This window comes from Streptomyces sp. NPDC001135 (genome assembly GCF_053598395.1).
Window position 1 is genome coordinate 56,152 of record NZ_JBSFKD010000025.1, and the last position, 23,468, is coordinate 79,619.

Annotated in this window: 25 protein-coding genes; 16 read left to right on the top strand and 9 right to left on the bottom strand. The window is 71.6% G+C overall.

Annotation, left to right across the window (positions count from 1 at the left end; genetic code table 11):
- Positions 1 to 38: 38 nt before the first annotated feature.
- Positions 39 to 1,109 (bottom strand): SchA/CurD-like domain-containing protein, encoded by a 1,071-nt coding sequence (locus tag ACWC94_RS27345; RefSeq protein WP_450799745.1) that lies wholly within the window; start codon positions 1,107 to 1,109, stop codon positions 39 to 41.
- A 199-nt stretch (positions 1,110 to 1,308) separates the two neighbouring features.
- Between ACWC94_RS27345 and ACWC94_RS27350 the strand changes: the two genes are divergently transcribed.
- Positions 1,309 to 2,958 (top strand): FAD-dependent oxidoreductase, encoded by a 1,650-nt coding sequence (locus tag ACWC94_RS27350; RefSeq protein WP_450799746.1) that lies wholly within the window; start codon positions 1,309 to 1,311, stop codon positions 2,956 to 2,958.
- A gap of 229 nt (positions 2,959 to 3,187) precedes the next feature.
- On the opposite strand, the gene ACWC94_RS27355 is transcribed toward ACWC94_RS27350, so the two are convergent.
- A complete protein-coding gene (locus tag ACWC94_RS27355; RefSeq protein WP_450799747.1) occupies positions 3,188 to 3,562 on the bottom strand; it encodes a hypothetical protein in 375 nt (124 codons plus the stop codon).
- A 101-nt stretch (positions 3,563 to 3,663) separates the two neighbouring features.
- Between ACWC94_RS27355 and sigJ the strand changes: the two genes are divergently transcribed.
- Complete coding sequence (gene sigJ / locus ACWC94_RS27360) at positions 3,664 to 4,572, top strand: RNA polymerase sigma factor SigJ (protein ID WP_450799748.1); 909 nt, start codon at positions 3,664 to 3,666, stop codon at positions 4,570 to 4,572.
- Between the two features lie 100 nt (positions 4,573 to 4,672).
- On the opposite strand, the gene ACWC94_RS27365 is transcribed toward sigJ, so the two are convergent.
- Positions 4,673 to 5,140, bottom strand: a complete 468-nt coding sequence (locus tag ACWC94_RS27365; RefSeq protein WP_450799749.1) for an RDD family protein — start codon at positions 5,138 to 5,140, stop codon at positions 4,673 to 4,675.
- A gap of 209 nt (positions 5,141 to 5,349) precedes the next feature.
- On the opposite strand from ACWC94_RS27365, the gene glnA reads away from it, so the two are divergent.
- Positions 5,350 to 6,759 carry a type I glutamate--ammonia ligase gene (glnA, locus tag ACWC94_RS27370; protein WP_450799750.1) on the top strand — a complete coding sequence of 470 codons (1,410 nt, stop codon included), beginning with the start codon at positions 5,350 to 5,352 and terminating at the stop codon, positions 6,757 to 6,759.
- A 93-nt stretch (positions 6,760 to 6,852) separates the two neighbouring features.
- Here glnA and ACWC94_RS27375 read toward each other — a convergent pair whose 3' ends face one another.
- Positions 6,853 to 7,395, bottom strand: coding sequence for an RICIN domain-containing protein (locus ACWC94_RS27375; protein WP_450799751.1), 543 nt, complete (start codon positions 7,393 to 7,395; stop codon positions 6,853 to 6,855).
- 276 nt (positions 7,396 to 7,671) lie between these two features.
- Positions 7,672 to 7,923, bottom strand: a complete 252-nt coding sequence (locus ACWC94_RS27380) for a hypothetical protein (protein WP_450799752.1) — start codon at positions 7,921 to 7,923, stop codon at positions 7,672 to 7,674.
- A 272-nt stretch (positions 7,924 to 8,195) separates the two neighbouring features.
- Between ACWC94_RS27380 and ACWC94_RS27385 the strand changes: the two genes are divergently transcribed.
- From ACWC94_RS27385 to pspAB, 3 genes are all read left to right on the top strand, one after another.
- Positions 8,196 to 8,450 carry an SCO2583/SCO2584 N-terminal domain-containing protein gene (locus ACWC94_RS27385; RefSeq protein WP_450799753.1) on the top strand — a complete coding sequence of 85 codons (255 nt, stop codon included), beginning with the start codon at positions 8,196 to 8,198 and terminating at the stop codon, positions 8,448 to 8,450.
- Between the two features lie 113 nt (positions 8,451 to 8,563).
- A complete protein-coding gene (gene htpX / locus ACWC94_RS27390) occupies positions 8,564 to 9,484 on the top strand; it encodes a zinc metalloprotease HtpX (protein WP_450799754.1) in 921 nt (306 codons plus the stop codon).
- A gap of 3 nt (positions 9,485 to 9,487) precedes the next feature.
- Positions 9,488 to 10,072 carry a PspA-associated protein PspAB gene (gene pspAB / locus ACWC94_RS27395; protein ID WP_450799755.1) on the top strand — a complete coding sequence of 195 codons (585 nt, stop codon included), beginning with the start codon at positions 9,488 to 9,490 and terminating at the stop codon, positions 10,070 to 10,072.
- Between the two features lie 26 nt (positions 10,073 to 10,098).
- Here the strand turns inward: pspAB and ACWC94_RS27400 are convergent, their stop codons facing one another.
- Both ACWC94_RS27400 and ACWC94_RS27405 read right to left on the bottom strand, forming a co-directional pair.
- The gene (locus ACWC94_RS27400; RefSeq protein ID WP_450799756.1) at positions 10,099 to 10,380 is read right to left on the bottom strand and encodes a hypothetical protein; all 282 of its coding nucleotides are present in this window, start codon (positions 10,378 to 10,380) and stop codon (positions 10,099 to 10,101) included.
- Positions 10,381 to 10,779: 399 nt separating this feature from the next.
- Positions 10,780 to 11,094, bottom strand: a complete 315-nt coding sequence (locus tag ACWC94_RS27405) for a hypothetical protein (protein ID WP_450799757.1) — start codon at positions 11,092 to 11,094, stop codon at positions 10,780 to 10,782.
- Positions 11,095 to 11,395: 301 nt separating this feature from the next.
- Here ACWC94_RS27405 and ACWC94_RS27410 point away from each other — a divergent pair, with 301 nt between their 5' ends.
- Together ACWC94_RS27410 and ACWC94_RS27415 are read left to right on the top strand one after the other, a co-directional pair.
- A complete protein-coding gene (locus ACWC94_RS27410) occupies positions 11,396 to 11,764 on the top strand; it encodes an arsenate reductase family protein (RefSeq protein ID WP_450799758.1) in 369 nt (122 codons plus the stop codon).
- Positions 11,765 to 11,883: 119 nt separating this feature from the next.
- On the top strand, positions 11,884 to 12,612 hold the full coding sequence (locus tag ACWC94_RS27415) for a hypothetical protein (RefSeq protein ID WP_450799759.1): 729 nt from the start codon (positions 11,884 to 11,886) through the stop codon (positions 12,610 to 12,612).
- 3 nt (positions 12,613 to 12,615) lie between these two features.
- Here the strand turns inward: ACWC94_RS27415 and ACWC94_RS27420 are convergent, their stop codons facing one another.
- The gene (locus ACWC94_RS27420) at positions 12,616 to 13,473 is read right to left on the bottom strand and encodes an alpha/beta fold hydrolase (protein ID WP_450799760.1); all 858 of its coding nucleotides are present in this window, start codon (positions 13,471 to 13,473) and stop codon (positions 12,616 to 12,618) included.
- An 82-nt stretch (positions 13,474 to 13,555) separates the two neighbouring features.
- Here ACWC94_RS27420 and ACWC94_RS27425 point away from each other — a divergent pair, with 82 nt between their 5' ends.
- The 8 genes from ACWC94_RS27425 (at position 13,556) to ACWC94_RS27460 (ending at position 22,818) form a co-directional block, all read left to right on the top strand.
- Positions 13,556 to 14,038, top strand: a complete 483-nt coding sequence (locus ACWC94_RS27425; protein WP_450799840.1) for a MarR family winged helix-turn-helix transcriptional regulator — start codon at positions 13,556 to 13,558, stop codon at positions 14,036 to 14,038.
- Between the two features lie 140 nt (positions 14,039 to 14,178).
- On the top strand, positions 14,179 to 15,210 hold the full coding sequence (gene glnII, locus ACWC94_RS27430; protein ID WP_450799761.1) for a glutamine synthetase: 1,032 nt from the start codon (positions 14,179 to 14,181) through the stop codon (positions 15,208 to 15,210).
- Positions 15,211 to 15,279: 69 nt separating this feature from the next.
- Entirely contained in the window at positions 15,280 to 17,091 is a 1,812-nt protein-coding gene (locus ACWC94_RS27435) for a hypothetical protein (RefSeq protein WP_450799762.1), read from the top strand.
- A gap of 417 nt (positions 17,092 to 17,508) precedes the next feature.
- The gene (locus ACWC94_RS27440; protein WP_450799763.1) at positions 17,509 to 18,075 is read left to right on the top strand and encodes a winged helix-turn-helix domain-containing protein; all 567 of its coding nucleotides are present in this window, start codon (positions 17,509 to 17,511) and stop codon (positions 18,073 to 18,075) included.
- 62 nt (positions 18,076 to 18,137) lie between these two features.
- Positions 18,138 to 19,184 (top strand): NAD-dependent epimerase/dehydratase family protein, encoded by a 1,047-nt coding sequence (locus tag ACWC94_RS27445; protein WP_450799764.1) that lies wholly within the window; start codon positions 18,138 to 18,140, stop codon positions 19,182 to 19,184.
- 32 nt (positions 19,185 to 19,216) lie between these two features.
- Positions 19,217 to 20,491: a sensor histidine kinase gene (locus ACWC94_RS27450; protein WP_450799765.1), complete on the top strand. Its 1,275-nt coding sequence runs from the start codon at positions 19,217 to 19,219 to the stop codon at positions 20,489 to 20,491.
- Positions 20,476 to 21,129, top strand: coding sequence for a LuxR C-terminal-related transcriptional regulator (locus tag ACWC94_RS27455; RefSeq protein WP_450799767.1), 654 nt, complete (start codon positions 20,476 to 20,478; stop codon positions 21,127 to 21,129). The genes ACWC94_RS27450 and ACWC94_RS27455 overlap by 16 nt, the downstream gene beginning before the upstream one ends.
- Positions 21,130 to 21,264: 135 nt before the next feature.
- Positions 21,265 to 22,818, top strand: a complete 1,554-nt coding sequence (locus tag ACWC94_RS27460) for a DUF1996 domain-containing protein (RefSeq protein WP_450799768.1) — start codon at positions 21,265 to 21,267, stop codon at positions 22,816 to 22,818.
- A 101-nt stretch (positions 22,819 to 22,919) separates the two neighbouring features.
- Here ACWC94_RS27460 and ACWC94_RS27465 read toward each other — a convergent pair whose 3' ends face one another.
- Positions 22,920 to 23,315 (bottom strand): hypothetical protein, encoded by a 396-nt coding sequence (locus ACWC94_RS27465; RefSeq protein WP_450799769.1) that lies wholly within the window; start codon positions 23,313 to 23,315, stop codon positions 22,920 to 22,922.
- Between the last annotated feature and the right edge of the window lie 153 nt (positions 23,316 to 23,468).

A 23,468-nucleotide genomic window follows, 5' to 3' on the forward strand; every position in this document is an offset into this window, starting at 1 on the left:
CACGACAGTCCTCCGTGGGTGTGGTGCGGCTGTGGGTCTCAGGCGTCCGGCGAGCGCCGGTCGGTGACGAGCTGCATCCGGACGACCTCGCCGTCCAGCAGCGCGGTCAGCGGGGCCGCCGGGGCGACGTCCACGGCCACGCCGGCACGGTGGTCGACCAGCCGTACGACGACGTCGTCCCGCTGGAAGATCGTGCTGCGCAGCACCGGGCTGCGCGGGTCCTCCGCCGCGGCCTCGTCCCCCCGCGCGAGCAGTTGGGCCAGCTCCATCCCGCGGCCGGGCCGGGCCGGGTAGTGCAGCGCGATGCGCTCGCCCTCGACCAGCTCGTCCGCGGTGACGTGGTGCACGGCCGGCAGCGCCGCCCGGGTGAAGAACACCCGCGCCGACTCCTGGTCGTTGAGGTCCCGCTCCTGCTCCAGGTACGGGTTGATGGCCTCCTCGACCGCCCGGACCTCGGGCTGCCGGGCGACGTGGCGCAGCGCCGCCAGGAGGTCGCCGCGCACCTCGATGGCCCGCACGACCCGGTTGCCGTGCATGAACAGGGAGGTGCGGCACAGCCGCGTGGTCTCGTCGACCCGTGCCTCGGGCGAGGCGTAGTCCGCCAGGATCCTCGCGACCTCGGCCTCGCTGCCCGGCTTCACCGTGAAGGTGAGCGCGTGCCGGATCACGCCGTCGCCGATCCGCGGGGAGGCCTGGAGCCGGCGCTCGGCCGCGGGGGCGGCCGCCGCCTCGCCACCCGTCTCGCGCACGATGTGGAAGCGCAGCGACCGGGTGTCCCGGACGCAGCTGTGCAGCGGCTCCACCATGCGGACGTGCTCCTCGCTGTTCACCCAGGCGAGGAACGGCGGGGCACTCTCCCACTCACTGGTGATGAGCCATTGGGACGGGTTCTCGATCGACTGGCACAACTGGTCGCTGACATGGCCGGGCACCGACGCGACCTGGTTGCACAGTTGCTCGTAGGCCTCCAGGAACTGCTGCTGGGCGCCGTCGTATACGTCCACCAGCAGGACGACCCGGAGGCGGGAGCCGTCGAAGACGGATTGCGAGACCCGTTTCGACACCTGCCGCGCCAGCTGTTCCGAAACCTTTTCCGACGTGGTGGTCATGCTGCGCACATCTCCTTCAGGGGAGCAGAGGGTGAACGCCGCCCGTGACGGGGGACGTCAGCGTTCCTTGATCCTGTTCCTGTCCTCCGGAGTGCGCGACTCGTGTGAACCAGGAGGGTGATTGAGCACGCGAAGCCCTTCGAAGAGGGCATGGAAACTCCGAGGCCCCCACTCCCCCGCCCTGCCTCTGGAGTCGTCGATGCAGCACAAAGCCGATCACCACGTGCCCGTCCTAGTCGTGGGCGGCTCGCTGGTGGGCCTGTCCCTGTCCCTGTTCCTGGGCCGTCTCGGCGTACGGCACATGCTCGTCGAGCGGCACTCCGGGACCTCGATCCATCCGCGCGGCCGCGGCAACAACGTGCGGACGATGGAGCTGTTCCGGGTGGCCGGCATCGAGCCGGACATCAAGACGGCGGCGTCCCTCCTCGCCGACAACCACGGCATCCTGCAGACCCCGACCCTGGCCGGGGACGCGGGCGAGTGGCTGTTCCGGGAGATCGACCCCGGCGGGGGGCTGGCGCGGTTCAGCCCGACGAGCTGGTGTCTGTGCAGCCAGAACGACCTGGAGCCGGTGCTCCTGGACGGGGCCCGCGCCCTGGGCGGCGACCTCAGGTACTTCCACGAGCTGGAGTCCTTCGCCCAGGACCCCGAAGGAGTGACGGCCTACGTCCGCGACCGCGACGGCGACGACCTGTACACCGTCCGCGCGGACTACCTGGTCGCGGCCGACGGCCCGCGCAGCCCCGTCCGGGGCCGGCTCGGCATCGGGCAGAGCGGCCCCGGCGACCTCTTCGCGAACGTCAGCGTCACCTTCCGCTCCAAGCTGCTCGCCGACGTGGTCGCGGACCGCCGCTTCATCTGCTGCTACCTCACCGATCCCGAGGCCGACGGCGCCCTGCTGCCCGTCGACAACAAGGAACGCTGGGTCTTCCACGCCCCCTGGCACCCCGAGCACGGGGAAACGCTGGAGGAGTTCACCGAGGAGCGGCTCACCCGGCACATCCGCCGGGCCGTCGGCGTCCCCGACCTCGACGTCGAGATCACCGGCAAGGCGTCCTGGCGCGCCGCCGAACGCGTCGCCGAACGCTACCGGGACAAGAGGGTCCTGCTCGCCGGCGACTCCGCCCACGAGATGTCCCCGACCGGCGCGTTCGGCTCCAACACCGGGATCCAGGACGCCCACAACCTGGCCTGGAAGCTGGCGGCCGTCCTCGACGGCTGGGCCGGTCCCGGGCTGCTGGACACCTACGACACCGAGCGCCGGCCCGTCGCGCTGGCCACCAGCGCCCGCGCCTCGGCCCGCTCCGTGGAGCACAGCCACCCCGGTTTCGCCCCGGCGCCCGGCATCGGCGGCGGCAAGCGCGGTGGCATCCTCAACGTGGTCCTCGGCTACCGCTACCCGCACGGCGCCGTCGTGGGCGCCGACCCGGACCAGCCGGTCGTACCGGACGGGCTGCGGCTGGCCGGGGAACCCGGCAGCCGGGCCCCGCACCTGTGGCTGCGGCGGGCGGGCGAGCGGCTGTCCACGGTCGATCTGTACGAGCGGTCACTCGTGCTGCTCAGCGACGCGTCCACGCCCGCGGGGGCCGCCTGGCGGGCGGCGGCGCGTCGCATCGCCGGGGCAGGGGGCGTACGACTGGTCGCGTACCGGATCGGGACGGGGCCGGCGGACGCCGACCTGGTGTACGACGGTCCGGACGGCGACTGGGCAGGGGCCCACGGTACGACGGCCGACGGGGCGGTGCTGGTGCGGCCGGACGGGTTCGTGGCATGGCGGGCGGCCGGCGCGGCGGCGGATCCGGAGGCCGAGCTGCGAGAGGTGGTGCGCGCGGTGCTGCGTCGGGGGTGAGCCGCTGGAGTGCCCCGGGCCGCGGCGGGGGTGAACCGCGGGGGTGCCCGGGGCCGGGGCGGGGATGAACCGCTCCGGTGCCCGGGGCCGGGGCTGTGGTGGGGGGCCGCGCGACTCGGCGCCCACGAGGTGCCTCCCCCGCGGGGTCCCCCCAGCGCCCACCCGTACCGCCCGGGCGTCGCGCCAGGCCCGTGGTTCCCGAAGACACCGGCGGGCCCCGGGTCGGGCCTCAGCGCCGGGCCAGAGCCAGCACACTCAGGCCGAACATCAGAACACCCAGGGGGAGGTGGACCGACGGGACGTGTGCGATGCCCAGGACGACCTGGACCGACGCGAGCACGAGGAAACCCGAAGCCTGCCAGACGGGCCGGGGCGAGCCGCCGCCCGGCTTCCACGCCAGCACCGCCGCGAGCACGTACAGCATCGATGCCCCGTACATGACACGGGCTCCGACACTGTGCAGCGTTACCCCGTAGGACGCGGTCAGCAGCAGCCCCGCGGAGACCGCCTGAAGGAAGATGGTCAGGGTCTGCAGGGCTATCGCGATCCGCAGGAACGAGGAGCTTCGCTGTGCGGTCACCGTCGTCGTCACCTGAGTGGCCATGTCACAGTCCCCTTGTCCGCCCTCGGGCAGTGGATCGATAAGGTCTCACCAGCCCGACGACGCGGGCCTGCGAAAGGTAAGGCGAGGGGGCTGCCGGAAGCATGGGGACTGTCGGGGCCGGCACGGATGAGACAGCCGGCGAGCGACGCCAACTGATCAATGTCGCCTACCGGTTGCTCGGTTCGGTGACCGAGGCCGAGGACGCCGTACAGGACGCCTACGCACGCTGGTACGGGCTGTCACGAAGCCGGCGGGAGAAGATCCTGTCCCCCGGCGCCTGGCTGACGACGGTGACCGGCCGCATCTGCCTGGACCTGCTCGGCTCGGCGCGGGCCCGGCGTGAACGTTATGTCGGCGCGTGGCTGCCCGAGCCGCTGCCCGACCGCACCGAGTGGGACCGCGCGGGCGGCGCCGGCCCCGCGGACCCCGCCGACCAGATCGTCCTGGACGAGTCGGTGACCATGGCCTTCCTCGTCGTCCTGGACTCGATGACGCCCGCCGAGCGGGTGGCGTTCGTCCTGCACGACGTCTTCCGGTACCCGTTCGCCGAGATCGCCGGGGTTCTCGGCCGGACCCCCGCGGCCTGCAAGCAGCTGGCGGCCTCCGCCCGGCGGCGGGTGGACGTCGCGCGCGCCCCGGTGACGGCGACCGACCGGGCCGACATGGTGAGGCAGGTCAAAGAGGCGTGGGAGACCAAGGACATCGCGGCCCTCGTCGGCCTTCTCGACCCGGCAGCCGTGATGACCGCCGACGGCGGCGGCATGGTCGGCACCGTCCTGCGCCCGGTCGAGGGCGGCGCGCGCATCGCCCAGTACATGGTCGCCATCGCCGACAGGGCTCCGGGGCTCGAACTCCTGGAGCGGTCGGTCAACGGTGTGCCGGGCCTGGTGGCCCAGCGTGCCGGTGTCGTCGTGACCGTGGCCTCGTTCGACGTCCGCGAAGGGCGCGTCACCCGGATCTGGGTGGTCCGCAACCCGGAGAAGCTGGGGCCGTGGGCACGGCAGGGCTAGGGGGTGGTCCCCGCTCCGCGGAGCGGGTGGTCGCCGTCGGTGGACGCGCGCGCGTCCGGGATCACGGAGTCGCGGACGAGCGACGGCACGAGGCGCTGTCTCAGATCCGTACCTCGACGGTCTTCGCCAGCCGGTCGTGCAGCCCCCGCCCGTCCCGGTCCCAGATCAGCGCCGGAATCGCGAGGCACAGCAGGAGCGTGCGCAGCACGGCCCGCAGCGGGTTGACCGTGCCGGTCTCCAGGGCGACCACCCGGATACCGAACAGCCGCTTACCGGGTGTGAAGCCGATCGTGCCGGCGGTCAGCACGCTCATGACGAAGAAGACACCCAGCGCCCAGTTGCTCGTAGCCGGGCTATTGCCGTGCGTGATCAGGCCGTATGCGATCAGGACACTCAGTCCCCAGTCCACGGCGAGGGCACCGACGCGCCGGCCGGGCCGGGCGATCGAGTTCGGCCCCTCCTCGGGCAGACCGAGCTGCTCGCCCCGGTAGCCGAAGTCGGCACCGGCCTCTTCCATGGCCGCGCGGGGCCCGGAGAGCCACGACCCGAGTGCTTGCCTGTTGTCCACCCGACCACGGTACTGCGCCCGAAATGACCGGGGTACGGCGGGGTGTCCCGGGGCTAGGGTGGAACGGTGGCCGGTTAACTTCTGTGAAACAAACGGGTCACGCCCGAGAAATCACCCGTCCCTAGGGTCGAGACCAGCGTGTGCCACCGCACTGGCCGCACGAACGATCTACCACCCCGGCGAGGACGGTCGGGAGTAGGAGGAGCTGGATGTTCCAGAACGCCGACGAGGCCAAGAAGTTCATCGCGGACGAGGACGTCAAGTTCATCGACGTCCGGTTCTGCGACCTGCCGGGCGTCATGCAGCACTTCACGGTGCCCGTTGAGGCGTTCGACCCGGACGAGGAGCTGGCCTTCGACGGATCGTCGATCCGTGGTTTCCAGGCCATCCACGAGTCCGACATGGCTCTGCGTGCCGACCTGTCCACCGCCCGTGTCGACCCGTTCCGCCGGGACAAGACCCTCAACATCAACTTCTTCATCCACGACCCGATCACGGGCGAGCAGTACTCCCGTGACCCGCGCAACGTGGCGAAGAAGGCCGAGGCCTACCTCGCCTCGACCGGTATCGCGGACACCGCGTTCTTCGGTCCCGAGGCCGAGTTCTACGTCTTCGACTCGGTGCGCTTCGCGACCAGCGCGAACGAGTCCTTCTACCACATCGACTCCGAGGCGGGTGCCTGGAACACCGGTGCGGTGGAGAACAACCGCGGTTACAAGGTCCGCTACAAGGGCGGCTACTTCCCGGTGGCGCCGGTCGACCACTTCGCCGACCTGCGCGCGGAGATCTCCCTGGAGCTGGAGAAGTCCGGCCTGAAGGTCGAGCGCCAGCACCACGAGGTGGGCACCGCCGGCCAGGCCGAGATCAACTACAAGTTCAACACCCTGCTGGCCGCCGCCGACGACCTGCAGCTGTTCAAGTACATCGTGAAGAACGTGGCCTGGCGCAACGGCAAGACCGCGACCTTCATGCCGAAGCCGATCTTCGGTGACAACGGCTCGGGCATGCACGTGCACCAGTCGCTGTGGAGCAACGGCGACCCGCTGTTCTACGACGAGGCCGGTTACGCGGGCCTGTCGGACACCGCCCGTTACTACATCGGCGGCATCCTCAAGCACGCCCCGTCGCTGCTGGCCTTCACCAACCCGACGGTGAACTCGTACCACCGTCTGGTGCCGGGCTTCGAGGCGCCGATCAACCTGGTGTACTCGCAGCGCAACCGCTCCGCCGCGATGCGTATCCCGATCACGGGGTCGAACCCGAAGGCCAAGCGCGTCGAGTTCCGCGCCCCGGACTCCTCCGGCAACCCGTACCTGGCCTTCTCGGCCCTGCTGCTGGCGGGTCTGGACGGCATCAAGAACAAGATCGAGCCGGCCGAGCCGATCGACAAGGACCTGTACGAGCTGGCTCCCGAGGAGCACGCGAACGTCGCCCAGGTCCCGACCTCGCTCCCGGCCGTCCTCGACTCGCTCGAGGCCGACCACGAGTTCCTCCTCCAGGGCGACGTGTTCACGCCGGACCTGATCGAGACGTGGATCGACTTCAAGCGCACCAACGAGATCGCCCCGCTGCAGCTGCGTCCGCACCCGCACGAGTTCGAGCTGTACTTCGACGTGTGATGTCCCCCGACGGACCTGGTGCCGTCACATGGGAAAAGACCCCCTCTGATCTGCGGAGACGCAGATCAGAGGGGGTCTTTTCAGGGCGTTGCCTCAGCCCACCCGCATCCAGTGCTGGTCGGCGTGTCCGTTGCAGTCCCACAGGACAGCCGACGCACCGTCGTTGGTCGCTCCCTGGTAGATGCCGAGGCACTTGTTGCCGGTGTTGTTCGCCCAGGCCGCGTGGCTTCGAATCGCCGAGTAGCGGGGGTCGCTCGACACCGTGTCGACGTACCACTGCTGGTCGGGGTTGCCATTGCAGTCCCAGGCAACGATGGAGGTGCCGTTGCCCGTGGCGCCCTGCCAGGTCCCGAGACACTGACCGTAGCCGTTCTTGATCTCATAGTAGGAGCCGCCGCCATCGCTGCCCTTCACGCCCGCCAGGTGCCACTGCTGGTCCGGGTTGTGGTTGCAGCCCCACTGGATCGCGAGGTTCTGGTATTCCATGCGCATGTCAACAGCGAGGCAGCGGTTGCTCTGCTGATTGACGAACTCGTTGGTCGACGTGGCCGAAGCCGTGCCCGCGGCTGAAACGGCCAGTCCAGCGGTCAGCGTGAGCACCGACGCGGCCGTTGTAACGGCCTTGAGAATCTTCATGAGTCCCCCCTGATGTGGAATACGTCAACGATCGGCGCGCCAGGGTCGGTTGCGGAGGCGCGCTTGAAGCCGATCGTACTCGACTCAAGATCAACTAGACGACAGTCCGCTGTAAGTCTGCCAGCTCAGCCGTCCCAGGCAGGGCTCCGAGGTAGTGGCGCCGCAACATCACTGCTTCGACGTGTGACCGGGCCGCTCCGCACGGTTCGGAACTGAGGGCCGCCACCCGGAATCGCTCCGGGTGGCGGCCCTCGGCCGTTTCGCCTTCGCGCGCCGTCACACCACGACGACGACCACGGGGGCGCCGCCGAAGCCGAACCCGTTGTTGAAGCCGAAGAAGCCGTTGTTGAAGCCGAAGCGGTTGTCGAAACCGCAGTCCCAGCCACCGCGCCAGCAGCCACGGTTGGTGGTGACCTGGGTCGGGGTGGCCGCCGACGCGGTGCCTGCCGTGCCGATCACGGCTCCGCCGGCCATCAGCACGCCGATGGCGGACACTGCGGCGAGACGCCGCGCACGATGTGCATTCATGGATCCACCTTCCTTCCACCCCTCGTGCGGCCTTCCGGGCACGAGACGATGGGCCGCGACCTCGGAGTGAAAAGTCCGGCGCGGTCGTAGGGGATGCCGCACGAGTGGGAAAAGCAGGGGCAGACGTCGTGGCACCCCGCGGTGCGGCTCTCCATAAATGCTAGCCGTCCGGCGACCACCCGGCATCCTGGGCAACCTTTGCCGCTTCCCATGCTTCCTACTCTCGGGGGATCATCCCCCTGGCTCTGTCCGACGAGAGAGGTTGAACGGGGATGACGGAAAACGACGACTGGGAGCGGGAGTTCGATCACCGCTGGGCGAATTCCGCCGAGCACAAGGAACCCTCGGCCCGAGCGCGGATGCTGGCCGCGCGCTGGAAGGAGAACCCGCCGGACCCGGCGCCCTTCCGCGCCGACCCCGATCCGGTGCCCGGCCGGACGTCGTGGGCGTCGACGGCCATGGTCCTCGGCTGCGTGATCGCGGTCATGGTGCTCATAGGACTCATGCAGTTCGGCTCGTCGTACTAGTCGCGGCACCGGTCGCGTTTTGCCGCTCCTAGGGCCGTTCGGAACCACCTCATGGGAATCGGCAGGTGCACACTGGACAGCGGGACGAGTGCCTGACTGCGGGGTGATGCAAGATGCAGAGCCGCTTCCGGAGCGATCGACGGCTGACCGTGCGCATGGGGCTCACGCTGTTCCTGCTCGGGCTGCTGTACGTGGGCTTCGTGGCCGCGCTGATCGCGCTGCTGAAGTCCTGGGTGCTGGTCGTCGTGCTGGTCGGGGCGATGTTCGTGGCGCAGTTCTGGTTCTCCGACCGGATCGCCATGTTCGCGATGCACGGGCGGGTCGTGGAGCGCGAGGAGTATCCCGAGCTGCACGCGGTGGTCGACCGGCTGTGCGGACTCGCGGACATGCCCAAGCCGGTGGTCGCGGTGTCCGACATGGACATGCCGAACGCGTTCGCGACCGGCCGCAACCCCGACCACGCGGTGGTCTGCGTGACCACGGGGCTGCTACGGCGGCTGGAGCCGGCCGAGCTGGAGGGCGTGCTGGCGCACGAGCTGTCGCACGTGGCGCACAAGGACGTCGCCGTGATCACGATCGCGTCCTTCCTCGGTGTGCTGGCGGGCCTGATCGTGCGGTTCGCGTTCTACTCACAGGTCTTCGGCGGGGGCCGCAGGGACCAGAACACCGCCGCCGTGTTCGCCGCGATCATGGGCGTCTCCGCGGCGGTGTACGCGATCAGCTTCCTGCTGATCCGGGCGCTGTCGCGGTACCGGGAGCTGGCGGCCGACCGCGCGGCCGCGCATCTCACCGGCCGCCCGTCGGCCCTCGCCTCGGCGCTCACCAAGGTCTCCGGGGACATCGCCCGGATCCCGACCAAGGACCTGCGCACGGCCCAGGCCTTCAACGCCTTCTACTTCACCCCGGCGACCGGCAAGGAGCCCGGCATCGAGCGGTTCTTCTCCACGCACCCCACCCTGGAGCAGCGGCTCGAGCAGCTGGGCCGGATCTCGGCGGAGCTGGGCGAGGCCGCCACGCCGGGGAAGGCGGGCTGAGCGTTGGGGCTGCTGGACATCCTGCTGGGCCGCACGAAACCGGTCGCACCGGATCTCGACCGGCTCTTCGCACTGCCCTCGGCGGCCGTGACCCTGCAGGCCGCGGCCGGTTTCACCCCGACCGGGACCGGGGCGGTGTGCTTCGCCACGGTGGAGGGCGCGGCCTTCGAGCAGACCCACCGGGAGGTGCAGGCACTGCTCGACGCGGACACCGACCGCACCGGTCCGCCCGTGCAGCTGCGGCGGGACGACTACGGCTACTCGTGGCTGGTCTCGCGGCGCTCGGCCGAGCAGCTGCCGGAGCTGGTCAACGACCTGCACGCGGTGAACAGCGCGATGGAGGTCAACGGCTTCGGCCCGCAGCTGCTGTGCTCGCTGGCCGCCTTCACGGACGGCACCGGCCGCAAGCTGGCACTGGTCTACCTCTACAAACGGGGCACCTTCTACCCGTTCGCCCCGCTGCCCGGTGCCGCGCAGCGGCGGGACAGCGCGCTCGAACTCCAGGTGAACGCGGCGCTCACGAACGATCTGCGGACCGAGCAGGACCTGAGCCGCTGGTTCCCGGTGTGGGGTGCCCCCGGTCTGTGACCGGGGACGCCTCTGGCTCACCACTCTCAGCGGCTCTTCTCGCGCTCCTGCCGACGGGTCTCGAAGGGGCGCTCACGACGGTAGCGGCGCTCCCACTTCGCCTGCCGGTCCCGGCGCTCGCGGTAGGCCCGGTAGCTGTCGGGCAGCGGCGGGCCGCCCGCTCCGCCGGGCGGTGACGGGGTGCCGGGCGACCCGCGTCCGTGTGTCGCGTACAGGTACAGCAGCGCGACGGCGGCGAGCCACCACAGGTGGTTTCCGATTCCGAGGATCACCAGGACGACGGTCCCGGACGCGACGATGCCACGCATGACGGACCTCCGTGGGGTGAGTGTGGCGGGGGTGGAGGGTGTCGGCTTCGTGCCGTTTGTTCAGCGTAGGGAGGCCGTGGCGGCGGTCGCATCCCGTTTTCCACCCGGACAGGGCCCACCGCGTGCATGGCTTTCTGGGCGAACTGCCGGTATGCGCTGAGGGCTTCGACGGCGAACGGCCGAGCGGCGGCTGCCACGCCCCGGTGTCCGGGAGGCGCCGGCCGCTCCAGGTCGGACGGCCCTCGCGGATGCGCGCACTCACCCTCGGTGACGGAAACGGGCCGGCGCTGCGCGGCGTCGTGAGCGCGGACCGCTGGAGCGCCGCGGCCGAGCGGTCCCGCACGCGCACGGCGCCGGGTGCCCCGGGAAGGCGGAGGCACCCGGCGCCGGTGGCGGGCGTCAGCGGCTGTAGCGCATGAAGGCGCGCACCATGTGGCACGTCGTGTCGGACGGCGGGCGCATGCCGATCTCCTCGGCCGTGCTGCGGATCGTCTCGTTGCGGGCCTGGGCCGGCTGGTGGATCCCGGAGTCGAGCAGGGCTATGGCCAGGCGCATGGCCTTCAGACGGCGGTTGTGGGTGACGTACCACTCGCGCGGCCGTCCGGCCGGCAGCGGCCGCTTGGTCACGGGCTCGTAGGGCGAGTCGAACAGCACGGGTCGCTGGACGGTGGACTGGGTGGGCAACGGCTTCGGCTTCAGGGCGGCAGCGGGCACAGGCATCCTCCTGTCGCGGGCAGGGCACCGGCCGGACAGTCCGGCGATGCCCTCGAACACTGCTTCCAGTCTACTGCCGGGCACTGACAACGGGATGGCCCGTGCGATCCGGCAAATACCCAGCTCACCAGGGAAGTTGCCGTCGCGTCACACCAGTTCCGCATGGGGTGGGTGAGGTGGCGTAAATTCGAACACCCCGGCCTCCCCGCACCGCCCTTCGACCGGCCGCGCTCGGCCTGCGACCACGGCGGGCCGGTCGGCGTCGCCGGGCGGCAGGGGGGCCTCGCGTACCGTGTGCGGCATGGAAATCTGGATCAATCCGGCCTGCTCCAAGTGCCGCAGCGCCATCAGCCTGCTCGACGCCGAGGGAGCCGAGTACACCGTTCGCCGCTATCTGGAGGACGTGCCGAGCGAGGACGAGATCAGGGCCGTACTCGACCGGCTGAACCTGGAGCCGTGGGACATCACCCGCACCCAGGAGGCCGAGGCCAAGGAGCTGGGGCTCAAGGAGTGGGCGCGGGACGCGGGGTCGCGGGAGCGGTGGATCACCGCGCTCGCCGAGCACCCCAGGCTCATCCAGCGTCCGATCATCACCGCCGACGACGGAACGGCCCTGGTGGCCCGCTCCGAGGAGGCGGTACGGGAGGCGCTCGAGCACAACAAGAGCTGAGCGCCACTCAACTCACCTGTGACGCAAGCCACTTCACCGACTCCTGCGACCGCTGAGTAACTTCGTTCGGTATCTCGTACATAGCGGCGTACGCTCCCCTACCTCTTCAGGAGGCGCGCATGTCGCGCAGGAGAACTCTCGGTACGAAGAAGAAGATCGCGCTGCTCGTCAGTGCCGCGGCGGTGGCGGGCGGCGGGGCCTTCGCGCTGGCCACCACGTCCAACGCCGCGCAGCCCGCGCACAACGCCAGGACACTGTCCGCCGGAGACTCGAACGTCTGCCAGGGGCTGGCCACGGCCCACGGCAACAACGACAAGTTCATCGCGGACCAGAAGGCCCATCCGGACGCGCAGTCGGCGGCCCGGATCGCCAACCGCGAGGCGGTCCTCAAGCAGATCGAGGTCCAGCAGAAGGCCGCCGGATGCACCGTTGGGGAGTCGGCTCAGGACTCCCAGGCGGCGCAGGGCGGCAACGGCGCCGGTCAGCAGCAGGGCGCCGGACAGCAGGCGGGCGCCGGACAGCAGGCGGGCCAGCAGAGTGCGCAGCCCTCGCAGTCCGCCGCCGGCGACGCCAACGCCGGCGGTGCCGCGGCGGGCTCGGGCCAGCAGGTCTGCAAGGGCTCCACGGTCACGCTCTCCGGCGAGGGCGGCGCCCCGGCCGCGTCCAGCGGCCAGTTCCCGGCCGGGACGACCCTGAAGGTCACCAACCTGGACAACAACAAGTCCACGACGGTGAAGGTCACCTCGGTCTCCGGCAGCTGCGTCCTGCTCAACAACGCGGCCTTCGAACAGGTCCGGGAGCCCGGCAAGTTCCTCATCCGCCACGCGGTCATCGAGAAGGTGGGGTGAGGCTCAGGGACCGGACAGGAACGCGGTGAGACGGCGGGCCAGGTCACCGGGTGCCGCCTGGGGCAGCGCGTGGTGGGACACGTCCGGCAGGACGGCGGTCTCCACGCGCGGCAACAGGGCGCGGGCCCGGTCCGCCACCTCACCGGGGTCATGGGTCCTGCTGTTCGCGGCCACGAGCAGCAGGACCGGCATGTCCAGGGCCCGCAGCGCGTCCGGCGCCGGTCGCGGGCTCGTGACCGGCTTCGCGGCCGGGAAGCCCGCCGCCGCCTCCTGGAGGGCGAGCCAGTCCGGGTCCAGGGGTACTCCCCCGGCCTCCCACTCCAGGAACGCGCGGACCCGGCGGGGCGTGGGCCGCAGCAGCATCGGCAGGGCGTGGAGCAGGTACGCCGCCTTGTACCCGGCGAAGCACTGGGTCGGGTCCAGGAGGAACAGGCGGCGCACCCGCGCGGACGCGTGCAGGGCGTAGTGGAGGGCGATCCAGCCGCCGTACGAGTGGCCGCCCAGGTCGGCCGAGCCGACGCCCAGGCCGTCCAGGAGGGTGTCCAGCCAGGCCGTCAGGTCGGCGACCGTGCGGGGGTGGCGGTCGCCGGCCCGACCACTCATGCCCGGGGCGCCGGCCACATCGACCGCGTAGACGCGGCGGACCCGGCCGAGCTCCGCGGCCTGGGCGGACCAGGAGACGGAGGTGGCCGCGCCGCCGCCCGGCAGCAGGAGCAGCGGGGGTGCGTCGCGGGGGCCGCAGGCGTTGACGCGGGTGTCGCCGAAGGGGGTGGCGACCGTCAGCGCCTCCCGCTCGGCAGGCCATTTCGCCAGCACCTTGTCGTACGCGACCCGAAAGGCCTCGCTGTCGTACCCGGCCACGGCAACCGCCCCCTATTATCTCGTTCAGCAAGATATTCGCCGAGCGAGATAATAGCTTCGGAGGCACCGCGTGCAACCCGATATGGAGATCGTCCACCTGCTGCGTGCCGTCACCGTCGAACTGGGCCTGCACAGCTCCCGGTTCGCGCAGCGCAACGGCATGCACCCCACGGACGTACGCGCCCTGATCGCGCTCATGGACGCCCGGCGGGCGGGCGAGGAGACGACCGCCGGGCGGCTCGGGGCCGCACTCGGGCTCAATTCGGCGGGCACGACCGCGCTGCTGGACCGGCTGGAGCGGGCGGGCCATGTGCGGCGGGTACGCGGGCAAAGCGACCGGCGCAAGGTCGTCGTGGAGGTGACGGACGGCACCGTGGAACTCGGCTGGGCGTTCTTCGGGCCGCTGATCGAGCGGTCGGTCGAGCTGCTGCGCGGCTACGACGACCAACAGCGGGCCGCCGTCCGGGAGTTCCTCGACGGAGTGCGGAAAGCGGTGGCCGAGGGCGCGCATACCTCACCCGCGGACACCTCACAAGGTGAGCCGCGCCACAAAACCACCAGGTAACACGGGGTTCACACACGGGCAATGGCCGGGAAACGGCCTGTTGACAGTCTGCCGGGCAGATCGAGCGGCGCCCCAGTGCCGCAGCGCCGCAGCACCCGCGACGACGAGTGCGCCCGACTTACCCCTAAGGATGTGGCCCCGTGACCTTCAAGGCTGAGTACATCTGGATCGACGGCACCGCGCCGACGGCCAAGCTCCGTTCCAAGACGAAGATCATCGCGGGTGCTCCGGCCGGTCTCGACGCGCTGCCGATCTGGGGCTTCGACGGCTCCTCCACCAACCAGGCCGAGGGCCACTCCTCGGACCGCGTACTCAAGCCGGTCTTCACCTGCCCGGACCCGATCCGCGGCGGCGACGACATCCTCGTCCTGTGCGAGGTCCTCGACATCGACATGACGCCGCACGCGTCCAACACCCGCGCCGAGCTGGCCGAGGTCGCCGAGCGGTTCGCCGCGCAGGAGCCGATCTTCGGCATCGAGCAGGAGTACACCTTCTTCGAGGGCTCCCGCCCGCTGGGCTTCCCCGAGAACGGCTTCCCGGCCCCGCAGGGCGGCTACTACTGCGGTGTCGGCGCCGACGAGATCTTCGGCCGTGAGATCGTCGAGGCCCACCTCGACAACTGCCTGAAGGCCGGTCTCGCCATCTCCGGCATCAACGCCGAGGTCATGCCCGGCCAGTGGGAGTTCCAGGTCGGCCCGGTCTCCCCGCTGGAGGTCTCCGACCACCTGTGGGTGGCCCGCTGGCTGCTCTACCGCACCGCCGAGGACTTCGGCGTCTCCGCCACCCTGGACCCCAAGCCGGTCAAGGGCGACTGGAACGGCGCCGGCGCGCACACCAACTTCTCCACCAAGGCGATGCGCGAGGGCTACGACGCGATCATCACCGCCTGTGAGTCGCTCGGCGAGGGCTCCAAGCCGCTGGACCACGTCAAGAACTACGGCGCCGGCATCGACGAGCGCCTGACGGGCCTGCACGAGACCGCTCCCTGGGACGAGTACTCCTACGGCGTCTCCGACCGCGGTGCCTCGGTCCGTATCCCGTGGCAGGTCGAGAAGGACGGCAAGGGCTACATCGAGGACCGCCGCCCGAACGCCAACGTCGACCCGTACGTGGTGACCCGCCTGCTGGTGGACACCTGCTGCACCGCGCTGGAGAAGGCCGGCCAGGTCTGATCCGTCCGACCTCCCGCAAGGGGCGCCCGCCGTCGCGGCGGGCGCCCCTTGCGCATATCGTGCGGCCCCATGGGGACCGACTGGGGGAAGCTCACGCACGCGTACGGCCCGGCCGACGACATCCCGGGCCTGCTGCGGGCGATGGGGTCCGAGGACGCGGACGTACGCGAGGAGGCCTCGCACGAGCTGTTCTCCGCGCTGTGCCACCAAGGGGACATATACGACGCCTCCGCCGCCGCCGTACCCCACCTGGCCCGGCTGGCCCTCGAAGGGCCCGGCCACCGGCGGGAGCTGCTCTGGCTGATCGCCTCCCTCGCGGACGGCTCCGGGAAACCCGCCGAACGCGCCGCCGCACGGCGGGCCGTGGCCGAGGCCGTGCCGGCCCTGCTGCCGTTCGCGCACGACACCGACGCGGAGATCCGCGACGCCATGGTGCTGCTGGTCACGTCGCTCGGCCACCCGTACGCACTCCCGCTGCTCCCGCTGCTGCGCGCCCGGCTCGACACGGAACCCGTCACCGAGGTGCGCGCGCACGTGGTGACCGCGCTCGCCCTGCTGGAGGCGGGCGACGGCGCCTGGCGGCACGGCCTGCTGGCCGACCCCCGCCCCCTCGTGCGGCTCGCCGCCGCCGAGGACCTGCTGCGCACCGCCGAACTGCCGCTGCCCGGTGAGCTGGTGGACGTCTGCGCCCGGGCGTACGCGGCCCATCCGCACGACCGCGAGGACGGCTCCTGGCCGCACCCCTACCGCCCGTTCACCGACCGGCTCCTGGAGGAGGACCCGGACGCCGCCCTGCGGGCCCTCGCCCGGGGCGTACCGCTCGCCGACGAGATCATCGAGCGCTGGCGGGACCGCGAGGCGGAGACACTGCCCTGGGTGCTGCAGGAACTCGGCGGCGCGCCATGGGAGTTGTACCGGCTGGCCCGGACGGCCTGCGCGCTGCCGGCTGAGGCCCGCCCGCGCGTACGGGAGCGGGTGCGGCCGTACCGGGACGCGGACGACTCGGACGTGCGGGCCGCCGCGCTCACCGTGCTGGCCCGCGCCGGTGCGGCCGAGGCGGTGCCGGAGGTCGTACGGCTGGTCGAGGATGTGCCCGGCCTGGACGGCACCCTCCGTGCCGTCACCGCGGTGACGGACGTGTTCGGGGCGGAGGCGCTGCCCGTGGCGCGGGCCGTGGCCGGGCGGCTCGGGGCGGCCCCGCCGCGGCTGGCCGCGGTACTGGCGCGGTATCCCGAGGTGGCCGTGGAGGTCGTGGACCACCTCGCCGCGCTGGTGCCCGGCGGCACCGACGGCCACGGCGGCGCGGTCGCCGTCCTCGGCGCGCTCGGCCCGGCCGCCGGTGCCGTCGGCGCCCAGGCGCTGCGGGCGGCGGCGACCGGAGGCGACTGCCCGGTGTCGCCGGCCGCCGCGCTGGCGTACCACCGGGTGACCGGCGATCCGGAGCCCGCGCTCACTCTCCTCGGTGCGCAACTCGCGGAAGGGACCTCGGGGGCGCTCGCGCGGACGGGGGAACTGGGGCCGGCCGCCGCGCCGTTGCTGCCGCTCGTCGAGCCGTGGCTGGCGACCGGGCACACGGCCGGCCGCCGGGGCCGGGCGGCCCTGACCGTGTGGCGTGTCACGGGCCGGAGCGAGGACACGGTGGAGCCGCTCGCCCGGTGGCTGGTCGCCGACGGCTTCCGGTCCCCCTGCGTGCCTCCCGCCCTGCCGGCGCTGGCCGCGCTCCGCCTGCTGCCGCGGTTCGCCGTGGACCCGCTGCGCGAGGCCGCCGAGTCGGCCCGCCGCGTCGCCCACGACCTGTTCGTGACGGGCGCCCCGCACCCGGACTACGTCCTGCGGTCCGCCGTGCGCGAGCTGCTCGCGACGGCGAAAGTGCTCGACTGAGGCAGCCGCGTCCGCATACCGAGACGGCATGACGGACACGCCCATCGCGGGCAAGCCCGTGATCAGGGCCTTGTGCGCGCCCCGGTGACCCACGCAGCGTCAACTTCCCGCCAAGGAAGCGTCCAAGCAGTGAGAGGAGACTCCTGCCCGGGGCCGGTGTCTGCTTCAATGGGCGCATGGCCAGCTTCCAGAAGATCACCGCGACGGGTCGCCATGACCTCGAGCCCTTCTGGCCTTCCCGTCAGCACCACGACTTCGACCGGGTGTGTTGCCGCGTGATGAACGCGCGGGCCCTCTAAAGCCGTAACCCCCGGCCTTCGGCCAGCGCGGAACGACGTACGTCCCCGGCGCGCCCGACCACGAATCGCGGCCGTCGCCCCACCCGACGAACCTCTCGCGCGAAAGAGCTGACCTCTCATGGCGACCACTCGTTCCCTCTCCTCCCCCTCCACCCTCACCGCCCCCGCCCGGCACCGGCTGCGCGCCGTCGACCGGGACGAGGTGGTCGACGTCGCGGACTTCCTGCCGCCGGGCGCCACCTGGCTGCCCGCGCCGCAGCACACCCTGCCCACCCTGCCCGGCCAGCCGCCGATGGTCGGCTACCTGGTGCTGGTCCCGGCCGACCAGCGGCCGCCGTTCCTGCCGGTCGCGGTGCCGGACCAGCCGGAGACGACCCCGGACCCGGGTGCCGACCCGGTGGTGCGGATCGACCCCGTGCAGCGCACCGCCAGCGTCGACGGCCGTGAACTCGACCTGACCTACCTGGAGTTCGAGCTGCTGGCCCACCTGGTGGCCCATCCGCACCGGGTGCACACCCGCGACCAGCTGGTCACCACGGTGTGGGGCTACGGCCACGTCGGGGACGGCCGCACCGTCGACGTGCACATCGCCCGGCTGCGCCGCAAGCTGGGCGCCGAGCACCGCCAGGCGATCCAGACGGTGCGCCGGGTCGGCTACAAGTACACGCCGCCGACCGCCCGCTGACCGGCTCTGCCCTCGGCAGAACCCTGTGCCGGCGCACGCCCGCCGCGGGCAGGATCCCCGGTATGAGACTTCTGGTGCTGGGCGGTACGGAGTTCGTCGGACGGGCCGTCGCCCAGGCGGCGCTGGGGCGCGGCTGGGAGGTGACCGTCTTCCACCGGGGGCGCCACCAGCCCCCGCCCGGCGTGCGGTCGTTGCACGGCGACCGCACCGCCCCGGACGGCCTGGCCGCGCTCGCCGCCGACGCCGGCACCTGGGACGCCGTGGTCGACACCTGGTCGGCCGAGCCCCGTGCCGTGCTCGCGGCGGCGCGGCTGCTGCGGGGCCGTGCCGCCCGGTACGTGTACGTCTCCAGCCGGTCCGTGTACAGCTGGCCCTGGCCCTCGCTGGGCGGGGACGCCGAGCTCGGGCCGCTGGTGGAGGGTGCCTTCGCCGACGCGGAGCAGACCGCGTACCCCCAGGACAAGCGGGGCGGCGAGCTGGCCGTCCTGGAGACGTTCGGCGGGCCGGACTCACTGCTGGTGCGGGCCGGGCTGATCCTCGGCCCGCACGAGAACGTCGGTCGGCTGCCGTGGTGGCTGACCCGGATCGCCCGGGGCGGCCCGGTGCTCGCCCCGGGGCCGCGTGCGCTGCCGGTGCAGTTCATCGACGCCCGGGACCTGGCCGGCTGGCTGCTCGGCGCGGTGGAACAGTCGCTGAGCGGGCCGTACGACCTGATCGGCCCGCCGGGACACAGCACCATGGGCGAGCTGCTCGACCTCTGCGTCCGGGTCACCGGCGCGGACGCCGAGCTGCGCTGGACCGACCCGGAGGTGATCCTGGCCGCCGGGATCGAACCGTGGACCGAGCTGCCGGTGTGGGTGCCGCCGGACAGCGAGCTGTACGCCTGCGTCCACCGCACCGACGTGTCCCGTGCGCTGGCCACCGGGCTGGTGTGCCGGCCGGCGGCGCAGACCGTCGCGGACACCTGGCGGTGGCTGACGGAGATCGGCGGCGTGGCCCCGATGCGGCCGGACCGGACGGCCAAGGGTGTCGATCCCGAGGTGGAGGCGAAGCTGCTGGCCGGGGGTGTACCTGACACCACCCCAGGACAGGGGGCCTCGGACGACTGACCCGGCCCGGGGGCGTCGGCGAGACTGACGGCATGAAGACCGACACGCACAGAGACGACTTCCGCACCCGGGCCCGGGGGGTGGTGCTGGACGGAGTGCGGGGGTTCGTCCTGGCCGTCGCGATGCTGCCCGTGGCGGTCCTGTGCTTCGCACTGACCGCCGTCTCCCTCGCGCTCGTCCCGATCGGCATCGGCCTCGTCACGACCCCCTGGATCCTGGGCGCGCTGCGGGAGTACACCAGCACCCGGCGCAGGCTCGCGTACGAGTGGCGCGGGGTGCGGATCGCGGCGGCCTACCGCCCGCTGCCCGAGGGCGCCAACCCCTGGACGCGGACCTTCGCCCTGCTCCGCGACCCGCAGGTCCGGCGGGACGTGCTGTGGCTGCCGGTGGACATGACCGCCGGCTTCGTCACCGCGCTGCTGCCGGCCGTACTGCTGGCCTTCCCGGTCGAGGGATTCCTGCTGGCCGCCGGACTGTGGCGGGCGTACGTGCGCGACAGCGGCGACACCTACTGGTACGCCTTCGTGCCGGTCACCGGGCAGGCGACCGCCTTCCTCGCCGCCGCGCTGGGCGCCGTGGTCCTCGCCGTGGCCTGGCGGCTCACCCCGCGTCTGCTGACCGCGCACTTCCGGCTCACCGGCGCCGTGCTCGGCGGCGACGCCGAACTCGCCGAACGCATCCGGGTGCTGACCGAGACCCGGCAGGACGCCGTGGACAGCTCCGCCGCCGAACTGCGGCGCATCGAGCGGGACCTGCACGACGGGGCGCAGGCCCGGCTCGTCGCCATGGGCATGGACCTCGGCACCATCGAGATGCTGGTGGAGCGGGACCCGGCGCGGGCGAAGCAGCTGCTCGCCCAGGCCCGCCGCAACTCCGCCGAGGCCCTGGAGGAACTGCGCGACCTGGTGCGGGGCATCCACCCGCCGGTCCTCGCCGAACGCGGACTGGGCGACGCCGTACGGGCATTGGCGCTGCGGTTGCCACTGCCCGCGGAGGTGGGCGTGGAGCTGCCCGGCCGGGCGGACGCCCCCGTCGAGTCGGCGGCCTACTTCGCGGTCAGCGAGGTGCTCACCAACGCCGTCAAGCACTCCGGCGCCGAACGGGTCTGGGTGGACCTGCACCACACCGACGGCCGGCTGCGGATCACGGTCACCGACAACGGCAGGGGCGGCGCGGCGATCGGTGCCGGGTCGGGTCTCGCCGGGGTCGAGCGCCGGCTCGGTACATTCGACGGCGTCCTGGCCGTCAGCAGCCCCGTCGGCGGCCCCACCCTGGTGACCATGGAGATCCCGTGCGCGTTGTCCTAGCCGAAGACCTCTTCCTGCTGCGCGACGGGCTGGTCCGGATGCTCCAGGCCTTCGGTTTCGAGATCGCCGCCGCCGTCGAGTCCGGTCCCGAACTGTCCAAGGCGCTGGCCGAGCTGGAGCCGGACGTCGCCGTGGTCGACGTACGCCTGCCGCCCACCCACACGGACGAGGGCCTGCAGTGCGCGCTCGCGGCCCGCCGGGCCCGGCCGGGGCTGCCGGTGCTGGTGCTCTCCCAGCACGTGGAGCAGCTGTACGCGCGCGAGCTGCTCGCGGACGGAACCGGCGGGGTCGGCTATCTGCTGAAGGACCGGGTGTTCGACGCCGAGCAGTTCGTCGACGCCGTACGACGGGTGGCGGCGGGCGGTACGGCGATGGACCCCCAGGTGATCCAGCAGCTGCTGTCCCGGAAGGCCGCCGGCGACCAGCCCCTCGGCCGCCTCACCCCGCGCGAGCTGGAGGTGCTGGAGCTGATGGCGCAGGGCCGGTCGAACGCGGGCATCGCGGCGCAGCTCGTGGTGACGGAACGGGCCATCGCCAAGCACACCTCCAACATCTTCGGCAAACTGGGACTTGAGGTGTCGGACGATGACAACCGGCGCGTACTGGCGGTGCTCGCCCATCTGGACAGGGACCGCTGACCTGCCAACTCCTCTGTTCCGCGAGGAATTTGTGAGACCGGTGAACACCTCTGGGGCGACGTCCGTATGGAAGGACGCCGCTTCACTCCTGTCGGGCGCCCCGACACTGCCCCGCAAGGAAGTCAGAGGAGTTCCATGGGACGCAACACACGAAAACGCCGTACGCCGCTGGCCACCAAGGCCATTGCCGCATCGGCGGCCCTAGCGCTCGGTGGGGGCGGGCTGATCTGGGCGAACTTCTACGCCTCGGCGCACGAGTCGAACAACCAGACGTGGGGAGGCAACCAGACGAAGGCCGCGACGGCGCAGGTCGCGACGGTCTCCTGCCCGGACGTCCAGCAGAAGCTGACGAGCGTGCCCTGGCGGGCCCGTCAGGGCGTGGCGACGGAGCTGGCGAACCTCGACCGGCAGATCACCGAGGCCTACAACCGGCTCGCCTCCACCCGGGACGCGCAGGCCAAGGATCCGAGCTTCGTGCAGAACGCGATCGTCGGCCCCCTCAAGGAGAAGCGGGCGGCGACGATCGACCGGATCCGGATGGACATCCAGCGCGTCGGCGGTTCCTTCGACAACTCGCTCACGCAGCTCGCCGCCTGCACCACGCAGACCGCCAACCAGACCACCGCTGGGGGGAACACCGGTGGTCAGCAACAGAACAACGGTGGTCAGCAGCAGAACGGTGGTCAGCAGCAGAACGGTGGCCAGCAGCAGCAACAGAACGGCGGCCAGCAGCAGGGCAACGCCGGGCAGAACATCGGCGGGCAGGCCGGCAACGGCCCGGTCGCGGCCGACTTCGTCGACATCACCAAGGTCGCGCCGAACGTCCAGGGCAAGCCGCGCCAGCAGCAGGGCGGCTCGACCGGTACGTTCACCACGCGCTGCGGTGTCAACGCCAACAAGAACCACAACACCGACAACGTGATCGTGGCGCCCGGCGTGACCAACGGCGCGCACCACCTGCACGACTACGTCGGCAACCAGAAGGTCAACGCCTTCTCCAGCAACCAGACGTTCCTGCAGGGCGGCACCAGCTGCCAGAACAGGAACGACCTGTCGGCGTACTACTGGCCGGTGGTCCGGGTCCAGGACGGCTCCCAGGACTTCGACCAGAACGCCGACGGCGGTGGCAAGGAAGGCAACGTCGGCAAGATCCTGACCCCGGTGCAGGCCCAGATCAAGTACGTGGGCAGCCCGGCGAGCAAGGTCGTCGCGATGCCGCAGTTCCTGCGCATCATCACCGGTGACGCCAAGACCACCACCAACGGTCTGGCGAACGCCAACGCGCACTGGAGCTGCACCGGTTTCGAGAACAAGGTCCAGCTGACGCAGCAGTACCCGATCTGCCCGCAGGGCAGCAAGGTGGTGCGCACGTTCGCCTTCCAGAACTGCTGGGACGGGCAGAACATCGACAGCGCCAACCACCGTACGCACGTGGCCTTCGCGGACCCGGCGAGCGGTGTCTGCGGGAACGGCTTCAAGGCGATCCCGCAGCTCACGATGCGCCTGGTGTACAACATCACCCCGCCGACCATCCAGAACGGCCAGGTGAAGAACGCCTACGCGGTGGACGGCTTCCCGGAGCAGCTCCACAAGCCGGCCACCGACCACGACGACTTCATCAGCGTCACGACCGGCGGCCTGGCGAACCGGATCGCCAGCTGCATCAACCGCGGCCAGAACTGCGCCTGACCCCGCGCTGATCATCTGACCCGGGCCATGAACGAGGCCGGTGACGGACCCCCCTCCCGTCACCGGCCTCCGGCGTGTCCGCGCCCGGGAGGACCGGGCCGTCAGCCGTGGTGCGCGTGGTGGTCGGTGCCGATCTCCACGTCTCCGCCGAGTGTGCCGCGCAGCGCCTTGACGACCCCGTCGTCGCCGACGGCGACCCACTTGCGGCCGACGAGGTAGTAGCCGCCGTAGTCCTTCGCGTCGTTGATCCACTCGCGCTGGCCGCGGTCGGTGGCGAAGGTGGCGAGGATGAACCTGCCGTCGCCGTTCCTGCAGATGGCCTGGCGGATCTCGTCGGCGTCGGTCTGCATGTTCGGCTTGCACTTCACCTCGGCGGCCAGGCTCTCCAGGCTGCCGGTCGCGGCGGGCGGGACCGCCTTGGTGTCGTCCCCGTTCGAGCCGCAGCCCGCCAGCGCGAGTACGGCCGCCGCACAGAGCACCGCACGTGTCACCCTCATCTGTTCCTCCGGTCCCGGTCGGCCAAGCATGCCTCAGCTCCTCCGGATACGGCTGCGGGCCGCCGGGTGCTCAATTCCGGTACCGGACGGGCACGGTGGTCCCCGGAAGGGTGAATCACCCGTCCGGGGGTGACCAACCTCCCGGCCCGCTCG

Bases quoted from the DNA above. Each gene is read 5' to 3' on its own strand.
- ACWC94_RS27450 (WP_450799765.1), top strand. From the start codon at position 19,217: ATGAAGACCGACACGCACAGAGACGACTTCCGCACCCGGGCCCGGGGG.
- ACWC94_RS27380 (WP_450799752.1), bottom strand. From the start codon at position 7,923: ATGAATGCACATCGTGCGCGGCGTCTCGCCGCAGTGTCCGCCATCGGC.
- ACWC94_RS27415 (WP_450799759.1), top strand. From the start codon at position 11,884: ATGTCGCGCAGGAGAACTCTCGGTACGAAGAAGAAGATCGCGCTGCTC.
- ACWC94_RS27460 (WP_450799768.1), top strand. From the start codon at position 21,265: ATGGGACGCAACACACGAAAACGCCGTACGCCGCTGGCCACCAAGGCC.
- glnA (WP_450799750.1), top strand. From the start codon at position 5,350: ATGTTCCAGAACGCCGACGAGGCCAAGAAGTTCATCGCGGACGAGGAC.
- ACWC94_RS27425 (WP_450799840.1), top strand. From the start codon at position 13,556: ATGGAGATCGTCCACCTGCTGCGTGCCGTCACCGTCGAACTGGGCCTG.
- ACWC94_RS27440 (WP_450799763.1), top strand. From the start codon at position 17,509: ATGGCGACCACTCGTTCCCTCTCCTCCCCCTCCACCCTCACCGCCCCC.
- ACWC94_RS27375 (WP_450799751.1), bottom strand. From the start codon at position 7,395: ATGAAGATTCTCAAGGCCGTTACAACGGCCGCGTCGGTGCTCACGCTG.
- ACWC94_RS27345 (WP_450799745.1), bottom strand. From the start codon at position 1,109: ATGACCACCACGTCGGAAAAGGTTTCGGAACAGCTGGCGCGGCAGGTG.
- ACWC94_RS27465 (WP_450799769.1), bottom strand. From the start codon at position 23,315: ATGAGGGTGACACGTGCGGTGCTCTGTGCGGCGGCCGTACTCGCGCTG.
- ACWC94_RS27445 (WP_450799764.1), top strand. From the start codon at position 18,138: ATGAGACTTCTGGTGCTGGGCGGTACGGAGTTCGTCGGACGGGCCGTC.
- htpX (WP_450799754.1), top strand. From the start codon at position 8,564: ATGCAGAGCCGCTTCCGGAGCGATCGACGGCTGACCGTGCGCATGGGG.
- ACWC94_RS27355 (WP_450799747.1), bottom strand. From the start codon at position 3,562: ATGGCCACTCAGGTGACGACGACGGTGACCGCACAGCGAAGCTCCTCG.
- ACWC94_RS27350 (WP_450799746.1), top strand. From the start codon at position 1,309: ATGCAGCACAAAGCCGATCACCACGTGCCCGTCCTAGTCGTGGGCGGC.
- sigJ (WP_450799748.1), top strand. From the start codon at position 3,664: ATGGGGACTGTCGGGGCCGGCACGGATGAGACAGCCGGCGAGCGACGC.
- ACWC94_RS27385 (WP_450799753.1), top strand. From the start codon at position 8,196: ATGACGGAAAACGACGACTGGGAGCGGGAGTTCGATCACCGCTGGGCG.
- ACWC94_RS27400 (WP_450799756.1), bottom strand. From the start codon at position 10,380: ATGCGTGGCATCGTCGCGTCCGGGACCGTCGTCCTGGTGATCCTCGGA.
- ACWC94_RS27410 (WP_450799758.1), top strand. From the start codon at position 11,396: ATGGAAATCTGGATCAATCCGGCCTGCTCCAAGTGCCGCAGCGCCATC.
- ACWC94_RS27435 (WP_450799762.1), top strand. From the start codon at position 15,280: ATGGGGACCGACTGGGGGAAGCTCACGCACGCGTACGGCCCGGCCGAC.